This window comes from Virgibacillus sp. NKC19-16 (assembly GCF_021560035.1).
Classification (GTDB): Bacteria; Bacillota; Bacilli; order Bacillales; family Amphibacillaceae; genus Virgibacillus_L; species Virgibacillus_L salidurans.
Genome location: NZ_CP074373.1, coordinates 2,783,848 through 2,799,937 on the forward strand (window position 1 = coordinate 2,783,848; position 16,090 = coordinate 2,799,937).

14 protein-coding genes are annotated in these 16,090 nt (G+C 37.2%); all 14 read right to left on the bottom strand.

All coding sequences use genetic code 11. From position 1 onward, the window contains the following. Positions 1-2 precede the first annotated feature (2 nt). On the bottom strand, positions 3-1,991 hold the full coding sequence (locus KFZ58_RS14255) for a TRAP transporter permease (protein ID WP_235791962.1): 1,989 nt from the start codon (positions 1,989-1,991) through the stop codon (positions 3-5). A gap of 5 nt (positions 1,992-1,996) precedes the next feature. Next, positions 1,997-2,503 (bottom strand): DUF1850 domain-containing protein, encoded by a 507-nt coding sequence (locus KFZ58_RS14260; RefSeq protein WP_235791963.1) that lies wholly within the window; start codon positions 2,501-2,503, stop codon positions 1,997-1,999. A gap of 28 nt (positions 2,504-2,531) precedes the next feature. After that, entirely contained in the window at positions 2,532-3,548 is a 1,017-nt protein-coding gene (locus tag KFZ58_RS14265) for a TAXI family TRAP transporter solute-binding subunit (protein WP_235791964.1), read from the bottom strand. A gap of 478 nt (positions 3,549-4,026) precedes the next feature. Beyond that, positions 4,027-5,232: an L-2-hydroxyglutarate dehydrogenase gene (gene lhgD / locus KFZ58_RS14270; RefSeq protein ID WP_235791965.1), complete on the bottom strand. Its 1,206-nt coding sequence runs from the start codon at positions 5,230-5,232 to the stop codon at positions 4,027-4,029. A gap of 179 nt (positions 5,233-5,411) precedes the next feature. Beyond that, positions 5,412-6,203, bottom strand: coding sequence for an SDR family oxidoreductase (locus KFZ58_RS14275; protein ID WP_235791966.1), 792 nt, complete (start codon positions 6,201-6,203; stop codon positions 5,412-5,414). Positions 6,204-6,220: 17 nt separating this feature from the next. Then, positions 6,221-7,090 carry a fumarylacetoacetate hydrolase family protein gene (locus tag KFZ58_RS14280; protein WP_235791967.1) on the bottom strand — a complete coding sequence of 290 codons (870 nt, stop codon included), beginning with the start codon at positions 7,088-7,090 and terminating at the stop codon, positions 6,221-6,223. Positions 7,091-7,150: 60 nt separating this feature from the next. Beyond that, positions 7,151-8,401 (bottom strand): nickel pincer cofactor-dependent isomerase, group 22, encoded by a 1,251-nt coding sequence (locus KFZ58_RS14285; RefSeq protein ID WP_235791968.1) that lies wholly within the window; start codon positions 8,399-8,401, stop codon positions 7,151-7,153. Between the two features lie 290 nt (positions 8,402-8,691). Beyond that, positions 8,692-9,732, bottom strand: coding sequence for an Ldh family oxidoreductase (locus tag KFZ58_RS14290; RefSeq protein ID WP_235791969.1), 1,041 nt, complete (start codon positions 9,730-9,732; stop codon positions 8,692-8,694). A gap of 363 nt (positions 9,733-10,095) precedes the next feature. Continuing rightward, the gene (locus tag KFZ58_RS14295; RefSeq protein ID WP_235791970.1) at positions 10,096-11,322 is read right to left on the bottom strand and encodes a CaiB/BaiF CoA transferase family protein; all 1,227 of its coding nucleotides are present in this window, start codon (positions 11,320-11,322) and stop codon (positions 10,096-10,098) included. Between the two features lie 15 nt (positions 11,323-11,337). Next, positions 11,338-12,738 carry an SLC13 family permease gene (locus KFZ58_RS14300; RefSeq protein WP_235791971.1) on the bottom strand — a complete coding sequence of 467 codons (1,401 nt, stop codon included), beginning with the start codon at positions 12,736-12,738 and terminating at the stop codon, positions 11,338-11,340. A 4-nt stretch (positions 12,739-12,742) separates the two neighbouring features. After that, positions 12,743-13,267 (bottom strand): gamma carbonic anhydrase family protein, encoded by a 525-nt coding sequence (locus tag KFZ58_RS14305; protein WP_235791972.1) that lies wholly within the window; start codon positions 13,265-13,267, stop codon positions 12,743-12,745. Further along, the gene (locus KFZ58_RS14310) at positions 13,268-13,942 is read right to left on the bottom strand and encodes a GntR family transcriptional regulator (RefSeq protein ID WP_235791973.1); all 675 of its coding nucleotides are present in this window, start codon (positions 13,940-13,942) and stop codon (positions 13,268-13,270) included. A 109-nt stretch (positions 13,943-14,051) separates the two neighbouring features. After that, a complete protein-coding gene (locus tag KFZ58_RS14315; protein WP_235791974.1) occupies positions 14,052-15,569 on the bottom strand; it encodes a tripartite tricarboxylate transporter permease in 1,518 nt (505 codons plus the stop codon). Positions 15,570-15,587: 18 nt separating this feature from the next. Then, positions 15,588-16,034 carry a tripartite tricarboxylate transporter TctB family protein gene (locus KFZ58_RS14320; protein ID WP_235791975.1) on the bottom strand — a complete coding sequence of 149 codons (447 nt, stop codon included), beginning with the start codon at positions 16,032-16,034 and terminating at the stop codon, positions 15,588-15,590. Positions 16,035-16,090: the final 56 nt, after the last annotated feature.

Here is a 16,090-nt window from a genome sequence, read left to right on the forward strand (position 1 = left end):
TGCTAATTAGCTGCTGAATTTATGGAAGTTATTTTATTACTTCTTCTTTTAATTATCTGGAATACAACTATCACTGCCAGCAAACTAAAACCAATGAGATCCGATAAAAGGCCTGGTATTACTAAAACTATTGCACTTGCCACTGAGATTACCCTTAAAGGCCAATTCATTTCTTCCAGGAGATATCCTTCAAATCCAGCACCAAGAGCAATAATCCCGAGGGCTGCTGTAATCGCTATGAAAATCGCTCCTCCGACACCGGTTCCTTGCATAAGCAACTCTGGTGAATATACAAACACATAAGGAACAAGAATTCCTGCAGCGGCAAGTTTCAATGAAATAAACCCGGTTCTGTTCGGCTCACCACCCGCTATACCTGCACCTGCAAATGCAGCAAGTGCTACAGGAGGAGTCAGGTTAGCTAAAATACCAAAATAGAAAACAAACATATGTGCCACAAATGGCTCAACTCCAAATTCGACCAAAGCCGGTGCAGCCATCGATGAAGTGATAATATACGTAGGTATTGATGGAAGACCCATTCCTAAAATGATGGAAGCAAACATTGTAACAAATAAGGTCAACAATAAAATATCGTTACCCAGTACCAGAATAGCTGAAGTCATTTTTAGACCAAAGCCAGTCAATGATGCCACCCCGACAATAATCCCTACCATAGCACAAGCCATTGCCACACCAAGCACATTGCGTGTACCATCTTCAAGTGCCTGAATTATCCCTTTGACATTCATCCTGGTTGTAGCCCTAAACATAGAAACAATTACTGTCGAAATAATCGCCCATGCTGCAGCATAAATTGGTGTAAATCCACCAAATAGCATATAGATAAGAATGAACAGTGGAATGAGTAAATGACCCCGTTCTTTCATAACCATTTTCATACTTGGAAGCTCTTCTTTGGATAACCCTCTTAGCCCATGTCTTTTAGCACGTAAATGAACAACTGTAATGACACCCAGATAATATAAAATCGCGGGAATAATTGCTGCGATAGCGATTTGTATATACGGCATCCCTAATGTCTCAGCCATTATAAATGCTGTTGCTCCCATGACTGGCGGAAGAACCTGACCACCAACAGATGCAGCTGCTTCTACAGCACCGGAGAAATTTTTAGAATATCCGGTTCTTTTCATTAATGGGATGGTGAATGACCCCGTTGTAACTACATTAGCAATCGCAGAACCGTTAATCGAACCAAGAAACCCACTTGAAATAACAGAAACTTTTGCCGGCCCTCCGGCGGTATGGCCGGAAATAGCCATTGCTGAATCATTAAATAATTGTCCCATACCCGTCCGGTTTAAAAAAGCACCGAATAATACAAACAAGAAAATATAAGTAGCAGAAACACCTATGGCAGTTCCAAATATCCCTTCTGTAGTCAAATACAAATGGGTCACAATAGCTTCAACATCATAACCACGATGTGCGACAATCCTTGGAAGGTATGGACCTAAATAAGCATAAAGCAAGAACAAGGAACTAAGTATTGTCAATCCTGTTCCAACTACCCTGCGCCCACCTTCAAGGACAAGAATAACCATAAGTAAACTGAAAATAATATCATTTGTACTTGGTAAACCAGCTCTATTCACAATTCCCATGTAATCTACAAAAATATAGACAATGGTTGCAACTGATAATAGAGCCAGTAAGAAGTCAATCATTGACGCACGCTGTTGCGGTGCATTTTTTCGAGATGGATACAATAAAAAGACAAGCACCAAAATTACACCAGTATGTAATGCTCGATGCTGCAGTGTAACTAAAGGCCCTGTAAAAGAAGTAATAAGGTGGAATAGTGCCAGACCAACAGATATTAAAGTAATCAGCCTGGCCATCCACGGTATGTTCAAATTTCGGAATCTCGACTCCGAGTCATATTTTTCAACAAGCTTGCGTTGTTCTTCCCCGGTAAGTTGTTCTTCTTCAGTAAGTTCTTCTGTCTTTTTAAGTGAATTACTCACGTGGCCTATCCCTCCTTGTTTATACGTTTCAATTTCAAACCTAACCACTCATACGTTTGCAATTGTTCATAATGGATTTGAACATTTGTGTTTTCAGGTACATATTGTGATAGCGGATATTTTTTTTCATTTTCTTCAAGATAATATTGTGAGATCGAAACATAATAAAGTGAATAATAGGCTATCTTTCTTTCTATGTCAGTAACTTGAATAAATCCATTTTCCAAAAAATCCACTTCCCCTTCGACATCAGGGGTACCTGCACCATATGATTGATATAATGTTGATTTAAATGACAGGCTTCCTTCGTCTGTAATTCGGTAGGTTTCTTTCCATGGCGTCAACTCAACGGAATGTCTCCACCCAATCGTTATTTCATCCGAGTCCCATGGCAAAAAATAAAAGGGTTCTCCTTCTCTATCCGTTAATAAAATGCCTGACTGAATCGGCATCACCATGACACCGATCCCAATCAGCAAAATAGTGAAAATTAGGATTGCTTTTTTTAGCATAGAACGCATCTTTAACGGAGATGTCACATTACTCCGTTATACCTTGTTCTTCAAAGTATCTTTCCGCACCTGGGTGAAGCGGGGCAGGAAGATTATCCAATGCTTCCTCAAGGGTGAAATCCTGGGCTGCATTATGTGTATCCCTCAATTGATCAATGTTTTCAAATATTGTCTTTGTCATTGCATATACAACATCATCTGAAACATCACTATGTGTCAGCAAAACATTGTTAACCGCTATTGTTGTTACATCTTCTTCCAAATCATATACATCTTGAGGTACGGTTGACGGGAAAAAAGCAGGATAATCCTCTTGCATTTCTAAAATTGTATCTTCATCAATTTCTACAACAACAACATCCTGTGTTGTTTGAAGTTCCAATACACCCGCATTAGGCAGGCCTGACGAGATCACAACCGCATCTATATTTCCATTTTGAATTCCTTCAACACCTTCAGAAAACGATAGAAAATCTTCATTAATATCATCGTAAGACATGCCATACGCCTCTAACACGCGCTGAGCACTAATTTCAGTTCCGGACGCCGGTGCCCCAACTGCAACACTCTTCCCTGCCAAATCTTCCACTGTTTCAATACCGGAAGATTCAGTAGCTACAATTTGCAAATAGTTCGGATACATAGAGGCCAGGCTACGGATATTTTCCTGTGCGCCCTGTTCTTCAAAACTATCAATACCTTCATATGCATCCGCAGCAGTATCGCCCATAGAAAACCCAATTTCTGCGTCCCCTTGGTTAAGTGTTGTTGCATTGGCTGCAGAAGCTGCAGTAGATTGACTATTGGCATTAGCTCCTAAACTTTGAAACATTTCAGCTAAAGCACCTCCAAGCGGATAATATACGCCTGAGGAACCACCAGTTAAAATTGTAACGAATTCACCACTAAGTATTTCTTCTACACTGCCATTTTCACTATCCGTATCAGCATCATTACTTTCTCCACCTACATCACTGTCCCCACATGCAACAAGCACAATTCCAATTGCCAACAGCAAACTAAAAATAGAAAATAGTTTTTTCATTATATCTCCTCCAACAATTTATTTTGAAATATGAATAAATAATGTTAATAGCAAAGTCCTATCTATAAAAGAAATAACATGAGAAGATTATGGCTCACCCCCAATTTGATCTGATACTTTTTCAGCTGATATAAAATACCCGTATAGCAAGCGCTTTCAAATAACTTACTTCTCGATGACTACAGATTCTCTGGTGATTAAAAAAATCCAACTCAAATAAGACTATAAAACTTTAAAAGTCTACTTGAACTGGATCTTATCTGTGAGTTAACTCCGGGAAGAAGTTTTTGACAGATTAGACAGAGCATTCTATTTATGCTGATCATAAGTTAATCAACATCTTACATTAAATTAAAACGTTTTTACGCTTATTAATGTTTATAATATATCATTTATTTTCAATTGTAAATAACTTTATAGATTTTTGGGAAACTTTTTTAAATATACTGCGAAATAACAACTTAATAGCGTTTACACTTTAGATAACTACACTAACAGATCGCTGAGTAATCTGTCTCACAACTTCCTTACCTATTTCAAGTGAAGCAGTTGCAGCTGGTGAAGGTGCATTACATACATGTAAACTATTTTTCCCTTGAATAATATGAAAATCATCAACAAGTGATCCATCACTGTTTAGAGCCTGAGCACGAACTCCAGCTGGCCCTGGTTCTAAGTCTTCTGCTTTAATTTCAGGAATTAATTGTTGCAAACTTTCTACAAATCTATTCTTGCTTACAGAACGAACCATTTCATTTACGCCTTCTTTCATATATTTACTTGCTAAATGCCAAAATCCTTTATACCCTAGAACTTCTGTTAAATCTCTAACATTAATATCCGTTTTTTTATAGCCTTCACGTTTAAAACCCAAAACAGCATTTGGGCCTGCTTCAACCTCTCCATCAATCATTCTGGTAAAATGAACGCCTAAAAATGGGAAATCCGGATTTGGAACAGGATAGATTAAATTTCTTACAAGATTTCTTTTTTCTTCTTTCAATTTAAAATACTCACCACGAAATGGAATGATTTTCATATCGATATGATAGCCAGCTAATTTAGCTATTCTGTCACTTTGTAATCCTGCACAGTTTATTAAAAACTTAGTTTTATAAGAATTTTTTTCTGTTTCTATTGAAACTTCGTCGGATAGTTCATTAATCGTAAGAACTTTTTCACCACGTTTTATTTCACCATCATGTCTTTGAATAATCTCAGCAAACTTATTTGATACCATTTTATAATCAACAATACCCGCTGCTGGCACGTGTATTCCTTCAATTCCATTCACATGTGGTTCAACTTCCAATAACTCCTCTTTATTAAGTTTATTTATAGATAAACCATTTTGTAAGCCGCGTTGGTATAAATTTTCTAGTGGTAGCTGTTCCTTTTCATTCGTAGCAACAATTACTTTACCACAAATATCACGGTCTATCTCATGTTTTCGGCAAAAGTCCACCATTGATTGACTACCTTGTTTTGCAAAACGAGCTTTAAAACTACCAGGTTTATAATAAATACCTGAATGTATAACACCACTATTATTTCCAGTTTGATGGGTTGCGAGCTCTTTTTCCTTTTCTAGTACTAGTACTTTTTTATCGGGATATTGTTCTGTTAATGCTTTTCCCACCGATAAACCTACAATTCCTCCGCCTATAATAGTAAAATCGTACATATGAATTCCTCCCTTGTATAAACGTAAACAATTCTTCTGGATATTTTGTCTCAAGTTGAAAATTATGTTTTATGATGAAGCAAAATCTATATTTAAAAAAAAACTGTAACCAAAAAGGGCTGACTCTAAAAGTTGCGCGACCTACAATATAGGAGTCAGCCCTATTTCCATTATTCCATTTATAAAGCCTTAACAAGACCACCATCAACAACAAATGATTGTCCTGTCATATAGGTGTTTGCACCCGATGAAAGGAATACTACCATTTTTGCAAATTCATCAGGACGACCATATCGGCCAATCGGAATCGAACTTTCTGTTTGCTCACGTAATTCTTCATAGGAAATATCTAATTTATCAGCTCTAGTTTGGTCAAGATCAGCAACTCGATCTGTCGCAATCCGTCCTGGGCCAACTGTGTTAATCAAAATATCATCCTTTGAAAGTTCTTGTGATAAGCTTTTAGCCAATCCTACAATCCCCGCACGAAACGTATTTGATAAAATCAAATTATCTAATGTTTGTTTAATTGATGAGGAAGCAAAATTAATAATTTTCCCTGTCCCACTTTCTCTCATATATGGCACAACTTCACGAATCAAACGAATAAAACTGAGTAAATTTAACTCAAAAGCATTTTGCCAATCCTTATCAGAGAATTTGTCAAATTCACCCGCTGGCGGGCCTCCAGCATTATTAATTAAGACGTCAATCGTACCATTCCATTCAACCGCAGTCGCTGCTAACTGTTTAATTGCATCAGGATTCGTGATATCGCACACTTTATAACGCACTTGTCCATTTCCAGTATTATCTTTTATTTCTGTCACTGCTTTTTTCAATTCTTCTTCATTTCTGCTTGAAATAAGAACGTGAGCCCCCTCTTTAGCAAACTGTAATGCGGTTGCCTTACCTAAACCTTTACTCGCTGCTGTTATAATGACTGATTTACCTTTTAGTTGAAGATCCAAAATAAATCTCTCCTTTTTTATGCCTTTAAATCATTTACTTCGTTCACCAGTGGTTTAAATCCATCGATCTCACAAGCCACTACGTCCCCTTTTCTAATAACTACAGCACCTGGTGTACCAGTAGAAATAATATCACCTGGCAGTAATGTCATCACTTTTGAATGGAAGGATACTAGTTCCCACGGGCGAAAGGTCATATTTGACACAACATTTTTCCGATGTAGTTCACCATTTATTACTGTGGAAACTTCCAAATCATGTACATCTTCAATTTCGTTTTTTGTTACAAGCTCCGGACCAAAACTAAAGAAAGTATCAAAGCTTTTTGAACGCGTCAAATAGCGAGGGTTTCGCTGTAAAATATCTTCAGCAGTCATGTCAATAATTGTTGTATATCCAGCTACATAATTAATCGCATCTTCTTCAGAAACATCCTTACATGTCTTACCAATAATAATCCCTAATTCTGCTTCCGCTGTAGTTCTTTCCGACTGTATTGGAATATTAATGACATCATGCGGTCCAATAATTGCTGTATCAGGTTTCATAAAACTAGCAGGTTCCGTATTTGGCGCTTTTTCACTAAGGTCTGATGCATGTTCCGTGTAATTAAGTCCGATTCCCCAGATCTTTCGAGGATGGTGATATAACGGACCGTACGTAACCCTTTTATTTTCTAGACTTTCTACTTTTTCAAGTTCATTTTTACCTTTGCCATCAAACCAATCAGTAAGACTAGTGATCTGCCCGGATTGAATAAGTTCAAAAAGATCTGTATTCCAATCTTTACCTAACACCTCATTAATTTTTTCCAGTAAATAAACGTTTTCACCTACAACAATCGCGGCTGTCTCCACATTATTTTGTTTTACAGTTGCTACACGCATAATATCCTTCCTTTCTACTTCAGAAACTCTATCTGTGATTTTGCGATAACAATTTTCCACTCATCTCGACAGCTTATTTTTAAGCTGCTCTCTGACAAAATCTAATTCTATTTTTCTTATAATTTCATAATCTGCCTTCTTTTCGTCCAGTTTATCTAAAACAGCGTGTGAAATGTATAAGTGGCTTAAATGAAGCGTATTCGGAATTTGAATAAGACTTATCTCTTCTTTTTCCACTTCAGGGCCTAAACTTAATAAAGCTGTTTCAATAGCTTCTTGCTCTGAAGGAAAAGTAAGCGGAAACATAACTCTTTGTAAATAAGTACTCGTAATTGCATTCATGTAGGTTGATTTTTTATCTATTTTGTTTATCAATCTATCTGTCGTAAAATCTGCTAGGCCAATCCCATTGGCATTACCAAATGATTTTTCAGCTAAGTCTAATACAATAACACGTTTAATATTAGGCTCTTTTGGCTCAGGTACGCCTTTTATACGCCACCTGCCAATAATATTTGGGTCAATTCCAGTCCCGCTGAAATTTTTCCCCATTTCTTCAATGATAAGTAAATCAACGTCCTTTAGTGGTAGGGAAGACATAAGCTCCTTCGATTTCTTCAATAAAATTGACTCTTGTTCATGCCAATCTTCTATATTAATACCTTTGATAACGGAGGTTTGTTCATACCCATTTTCAACAATAGCAAGTCCCATACAGATTGTTGAGTGTTTAAGAGCATATTTTGAAATCTCAAGAATATTGTGTTCCATCCTGTTTGCGCCTTGATCATGAGCGAAACTAGCCCCTTTTTGTTTGCCAAGGCCAATGGTCACCATTTTACTTAGGCCACTTTCTACTTTCCCTCGAAAAGCAGTATGTGCTTTAATACGATTCACAACAATAATAGCCTCCGACTCATAAGCAAACTTATCCAAGTAGACCGGTAAATCTTCTGATGTTGTTCCAAGCTTTATTACTTCCATGGAAGAGCGAATTGGTGCTCCTACCGAATCCTCCGTAATCCCAAGATGGTGGAGAACTTCAATCTGTCCTTCTCTAGTTGCACCACCATGACTTCCCATAGCAGGAACAATAAACGGTCTTAGTCCTTTTTCCTTCAGATAATTCACCGTTTCCCTAAGGATTGTTACGATATTTTCGATCCCTCTGCTACCTGCTGTTATTGCTACTTCAGCATCTTTTTTAAGCGAATTCAGCTTTTCATTGTTTTGTAATTCTTCCCGGATTGTACTTTTAAGATTAATAAGCTGTTCACCACTGAATTTTTGCTTTATTTCATATAAAATCATTTTACTCACCTCCCTTATTTTCATTTTTACATAATTAGCAAAAATTTTAAACATATTTGAAATTAATAAACATCATGGTAGACTCTTATATTCTCTTTCTAAACTCTTCAAGGAATAAGATATACAAATATTCTAAAATGGATTCAAACAAGATTATAAGGAAGACTAAACTCAATAATTCATAGTATTTTAATTTAATACGTTCTTCAAACCAGTTGACTCCATAAACAAGTATAACCGCCTTCAGTCTCAAAATCTATTAATCATCAACTGTTTTAATGGTATTATTGTTAGTGATCAACACCAAGTTCCTCGCTTATATCTCTAAGCATCTTTAAAACATTCTCAGATATAGGAATTCCATTTACTTTTCTCTTTTCAGCAAGCGTGTATTCTATTTCTCCGGGAAGATAAATACGATCTGTTCCCTCCATCAATTCTATATTACGAATACCGGTGATCATCTCGTCCATACGATTTTTAAATATATTAAGCTCTTCCAATAAATCTGCCCTCATAGCAAACAAAAATTGACCTGTGTTTTGCTCTTTTTCAAAATCCTCAAACAAGCTGCCTATAAATGGCCCATATGCAGCACCAGTAAACAAAGCTGATAAAACTTCTACAAAAAAAGTGAGGCCATACCCTTTTGGACCACCCACAGGAAGCAGTAACCCATCCAAAGCCTTTTTAGGATCTGTAGTTTCTTTTCCATCTTTCGTTATAGCCCATCCGATCGGAATTTTTCTTTTCTCTTTCTCTGCAAGTACAATCTTCCCTTTCGCAACAGTTGATGTTGCCATATCAAAGACGATATTTGTATTATCCGGACCCGTAGGAATACCGTAACAAATCGGATTTGTCCCAAAGAAAGCATCTTTCCCACCCCATGGAGCCATTACAGGTGGTGCATTTGTTAAAGCAAGTCCGATACAATCATTACTGGCTGCATATTCAGTATATGCAGCCATCATCCCGCCATGGTTTGAATTTCGAATCCCGACAATACCAATACCAGATTCTTTAGCTTTTTGCACAGCCAACTCCATACCCTTAGTCGCCAATGGAATGCCCATGCTATTCCCCCCATCTATTGCTGCACTTACTGGTGTTTCTTTTGTCACTTTCCATAAAAGTTCTTTATTAATGATCCCATGCTTTAATCGTTTCGTATAAACTTCCACCTTGCTTATTCCGTGTGAGTCAACACCACGTAAGTTAGCACTAACAAGGTGCGAGGCAATAGTTGCTGCCTGACTTTCATCGATTCCGCTGGCTTGAAAAATGTCCTCTATCCACCATGTAAGTTGCTGCGAATTAACCAGATGCATTCTTTCCCCTTCCTTCTTTTTAATAATTGAATATAATTATAGTAAGAAATATAGTTTAATTAATTCTTACTTTCTGAGTAATGAATACCTCATTCTATTCATTTTTCAAACTAATTTGAGTCAGTCTTCGATGTTGTGTAACTTCTCAACCCAACTCTTGAATTTTTTTGACAAATAATACTCCAATTAATAACAGATAAACCATAGTATTCTTTATAGATCAATATCCTAACAGAAAAATTATTTTCTAAATTTCTTAGTTATAGCTCCATTCTTTTTCATTACTATAAAGTATATTATATATTGTATACATTATTAACTTTAAATTTTAATCCACACCTTTGTGGATTTTTTAATCTTGTTTTATTTCTGATGTGACTTTATATCACCTGTTTTTTCATATGTCTCAACCACCCCGGCTTCTTTTAATCTATGAATATCTTCAGGATTTTTCTGTAATGTTTCTTTCAACACCTCAGTTGTATGTTGGCCGAGTAGCGGTGGCGCTGAAACAATTTGACTAGGTGTTTCAGAAAATTTAATTGGCATTCCTGTCATCTTAACTTTCCCAGCTGTAGGATGATTCACTTCGACAAGCATTTCACGTGCCAGTACATGTTCGTCTTGATATACTTGAGCAAAGTTTAGCACAGGACCACAAGGAATACCAGCATCTTCTAATAACTGTATCCAATGATTAGTTGTTTTTTTATGAAACATTTCTTGTAGGTACGGTACTAATTGATCACGATTTAATACGCGATCCTTATTAGTCCTAAATTCAGGATTATCAATTAGAGTAGGTTCTCCTAAAGCTTGACAGAACTTTCTCCAGAGACTATCGTTCCCAACTGCTATATTAAAGTAACCGTCATTTGATTCAAATAGTTGATATGGAACGATATTAGGATGTGCCCCTCCCTGAGGCTTCGGATTTTCCCCACTTGCGAAATAGTTCCCAGCTAAATACGTCTGCCATGAAATGATTGTATCTAGAAGTGAAACATCGATCCATTGTCCTTTTCCAGTGTCGTTTCTCGAGAGAAGTGCACTTTGAATTCCAACGATTGCCCACACTCCAGTTCCAATATCTGCGATAGAAAAACCAGCTTTAACTGGAGGTTGTCCAGGCTCTCCTGTTACACTCGTGAGCCCTCCCATTCCTTGCGCAATCACATCATAACCTGGTTTTTTTGAATATGGACCAGTCTGACCATAACCAGATATTGAAGCAAGTATGATCCCTGGGTTTACGTCTTTCAATGTTTCATAACCTATTTTAAGGCGTTCAAGCGTTCCTGGTTTAAAGTTTTCCACTACAACGTCAGCTTCTTTCACTAAATCAAGTAATAATTCTCTTCCTTCTTCAGTTTTTAAATTAACAACTATACTCTTCTTATTACGATTTATACTAAAAAAGTATGCGCTCTCAGTATCAAAAAAAGGGGGGCCCCAGGTCCGTGTGTCATCCCCACCAGGAGCTTCAATTTTAATAACTTCAGCTCCCATATCAGCTAAAACCATTGTACAATAAGGACCACTTAATATTCTTGATAAATCTATTACTTTAATTCCTTCTAACGATCTCATTTATATACCCCTCCATTAATTTGGTTGGAGACCTACAAGAGGCCAGTAAAAAAAACCTAATAATAAAATAACTGGTACAATTATTAAAAATAATACTGTCCCAACAATAGATAGATCTGCTTTCGTGTATTCTCCCATTGCAAAAGTCATTAAATTCGATGGACTTTGAGAAGGCAAAAAATATCCTATTGAACAGCTAATAATCACAATCTGAGCAAGCCAGATTGAATTTAAAGACAGTGCATCCGCTAGACTGATAGTGATTGGTAGAAATACCGCTGTAATTCCCAACATATTTGCAAAACCAAGACGAAACAGAGAGACAATCAAAATCATAATTATGGCAGTGATCAAAGGGCGCCCCGGTGGGATGTAGTTGATAAGTCCCTGGGCAATCCAGTCTGCTGTGCCATTTGATTGCATCGCATCAGCAAGAGCGTATGCTGCCCCGAACAAAATGATGATATCCCAATTTATAGATATGCTTGCATGTTTCCAGTTTTGTATCCCAATCACCGGTAAGCATGTCAATAAAGCCGCTATCATGGCTGTGGTAGCCACAGAATACCCGTGAATTGGCTCAGTAATCCAAGCACCCAGCATAAGGATACTCAACAAGAATAATTTTCTCTCCTCAAGTGATATTGAACCCATTTCCTCTAATTTTTTTTGAATGTAAACTCTGCCTTCAATCCAATCGCCTTTTTTCATTGGATATTTCCACATCAAGATGATACATAGCATAGTCAACATAATCAGGGCAATTGGTCCATGAACAATAAGCCAATGTAAATAACTCCAAGAAAATCCCGTAGTTAACTGAATCATAGAGGCAGCGTAAACTGATGAACTTGACCCGGTAATAACGGCAAATGACATAAATGCAGAGGTGAAAGTAACTGCCAGTAATACACTCTTTGCATAAGAAGAGCCTTCGCCATTATTTTTAACTACCTCTATTAAACCAGTGCAGACTGGAAGTATAATAGCAATCCTCCCCGCACCGGTAGGAATTAGAAAACCTAAGACTGTCAAAGATACTATAACAACACCGATACTTGCCGATGCGTTACCTTTAACCAATGAAAAAATTTCGAGAGCTATTCTTCTTCCAAGCCCTGTTTTCTCAAATCCTGCTGCAATAATAAAGGTCGATACAAGTAACCAAACAAAAGGTTGTGCATACCCTTGCAACCCATTCTCAAATGGGAAAATACCCACAATTTCAAGATATAGCAGGATACCGAGAGACACGACAGGTTGTGGCCAAGTCCCTAACGCCCATCCGCTCAATGCAAAAATAAGGACTATAAACATCAATGCTTGATCTACCGGAATTAGAAAGACGAGAAACCAACTCAAAACATTCGCGGTGTAAAATATAAGTTTGTTGCTTTGTATACCTAAATTTCGCATGGTTTTATTGCTTAAGTAGTTCTAAGTTCTGATGATATACCTTACTTTTTTTTACGTAGCTTTCTGCGCCTTGTTTTAACCTCTCAGATTGCTTATCCGATAATTGTTTTAGTTGCTTAGCTGGAACTCCCGCAGCAAGCGTCCCCTCTTCGATAACCATCCCCTCAGTGATTATAGCCCCCGCAGCAACAAGCGAACCTCTTTTTACTATTGCCCCATTTAAGACGGTTGCTCCCATCCCAATTAAGGCACCATCTTCAATCGTGCATCCATGAATAATAGCATTATGTCCAATAACTACATCTTCTCCTATACGAACAGGAAATCCCGGGTCCACGTGAATGACGGCTCCATCTTGCACATTTGATCGCTTTCCTATTTTAATTGAAGTATTATCACCTCGTATGACAGCATTAAACCATACTGATGCTTCCTCTTCGATTTCAACATTACCTATGATGTGAGCTCCTGGTGCAACATAAGCATTCTTATGGACAATTGGATCTTTCTCCTGTAATCGGTATTGCATTCATTTTTCCCCCTCCATATTTGGTAATTTCCTTAAATTTGTAACTGCAGATTCCCATGCGTTATATATGTGTACTTCAGCAGCTTCCTGTGCCTTAATAGGATTTTTCTCAATAATTTCATGTATAATTCTCTCATGTTCGCGCAACACTTCTAATTTTCTATCATCATTTATCCAAGATGTAGCCCGTATTAAGGCTATAGGACTAGCAAGTGTTTTTCTCATTTTATTAAGGACTTCGTTCCCGGCCAACTGGAAAATATAATCATGAAATTCATTATTAATACTAATTATCTGCTGGTCCTCTTTATTCTCAGCTAGAACTTTGGTCATTTCACTTAGCATTTCCTTTAAATCCTCTTCATTTTTTTTTACTACCACACGGGCTGCTAATTTAGCACCAAGGCCCTCAAGTACTGCCCTCGTCTGATAATAATCTTGAATATCCTTTTCAGTTAACTCTCTAACAAATACACCACGATGTGGCTTAGATACTAAGAGTCCCTCTTCTTGAAGTCTAACAAGCGCATCTCGTATAGGGGTTCTGCTAACTTCAAGTTGTTCACTAAGTTCTTTTTCTAATAAATGCTGTCCAGGTTTGTATTCCCCAGACATAATATCTGCCTTAATTCTTTCGTAAGCAGCTCCAGTAATTGTTTTCGTGTTTAAACTCATTTGTACTACCCCACAGTTCATTATTATATTCCTATTCTACAATAAACACCTCTGTATTATTATACATTAGCTTCCTACGCAATAGAAACGTTTACTTGAGTCAGCTAAATTAAGCCGTATTACTTTCTCTCCTAAATAAACCCATAACAAATTTAACTAAGGGGATTCCAATAATGAATAAAACAGCAATCACAAATATGAGTGATACCGGCCGTTCCAAAAAGATCATGAAACTTCCACCTGAGGTTATTAATGTTTGGCGTAGTGCGTTCTCTGCCATTGGACCGAGCACAAGCGCAAGAACAACTGCAGCGGGTGAAAAATCATATAACTTCATAAACAATCCGATTACACCAAATGCTAACATAATCCATGTTTCAACTATACTCCCATTAAGACTAAAAGTTCCTATTGTACATAGAATCATAATTACAGGCACAAGTAGTTTATATGGTACCTGCATAATTTTAATAAAAAATGGGATCGCAAAAATATTAACAACAATAAGTATTATGTTACCTAAATACATACTGGTGATAAGGCCCCAAGCAAATTCCGGTTCTTGCGACATCATCAAAGGTCCTGGCTGTAACCCCCACATTAAAAATGCTCCTAATAGCACGGCAGTTGCACCTGAACCAGGAATACCCAGTGTAAGTAGTGGTATCATAGCCCCGGATGATGCTGCATTATTTGCGGCTTCAGGAGCTACAAGACCAGGCATAAATCCTTTTCCGAATTTTTTTGGTGTCTTAGATACCTTTTTCTCTAACGAGTAAGACATCAGTGAGGCAACAGTTGCTCCTGCGCCCGGAAGAACACCTATAAAAAATCCAAGAAATGAACCTCTGGCAAAAGTACCCTTACTTTCAGACCACTCTTTTTTGCTTGGCCAAAAACTATCTTTCTTTTTAAAAGAGATCATTTCTTTGTTTTCTTCTTTATGGAGTCCTTGGTATATGGAATGAAAAAGTTCTCCAATACCAAATAATCCAATAGCTACTGGGAGAAAATAAATACCATTAATCAGCTCAGGCGAACCAAAAGTATAACGTTGGGTACCGGAAATCACATCTACTCCTACAAGTGATATCGCAAGACCAAGCAAAGCCGAGATAGCTCCATTCACTTTATTGTCGCCCATGACAACAATTAATGCTAAAAGCCCTATAGCTATCAGTAAAAAGAATTCCGGGGGGCCAAAAGTACTTGCAATTTGGGAAAAATAAGGAGCAAAGCCGGAAATTAATAGAACACCTACAGTTCCCCCAATAAAAGAAGCGACAGCCTGCATTACAAGAGCTGGGCCCACTCGTCCATTTCTAGCTAAAGGGTAGCCATCAAATGTACTTGCAACCGTGGCCGATTCTCCTGGTGTATTAATTAAAATAGATGTTATTGTCCCACCATACATCGAACCATAATAAATACCTGCTAACATAATAACTGCTGTTACTGGATCCATTGAAAAGGTTAAAGATAAGAGAATCGCTATCCCAGCTGTGGGTCCAAAGCCAGGAATGAGTCCAACTACCATACCTACAAATGCGCCAATAATTAAAAAGAGTATGTTAATTGGAGTTACAGCAACAGATAGACCCATCATAATATTTTCTAATATATCCACACTTTTACCTCCTATCTTTTAAAATCCAAATATATTTTGTGGGAATCCTGCATTCAACCAGACATCCAATAGTAAATAAGTGCCTAGTGGGACAGTAACTGAAATGATTGTGTTTAGTATGAGTCTTTGGCGATTCAACACAAACAAAATCCCGAATACATACAAAACCATAGCGACCACTGCCCCAAGTATGTTTAATGTTGCTATAAAGAAAAAGGTTAGTCCTATAACTAGCAACAATTTATAAAGATGAATAGGTTTACTGAAAAAATTTTCTTCTCTTAGTACCTGTTTTAAATCCTTAGCAAACGCAATTCCTGTACAAATAATTAATAAAATCCCAATCCATAAGGGAAAGAACCCAGGTCCAACTTGTCCTGAACTATTTGTATAATCGTATTCTGTTCCCTTTATTGTAAAATATATGGAAAAGATTAATAATAAACCTGAAAATACAGCTCTCATTTCAACCCTCCTAAATGATACTTAAAATTAGAGGGGACTGTATCATTTTTCAAAGA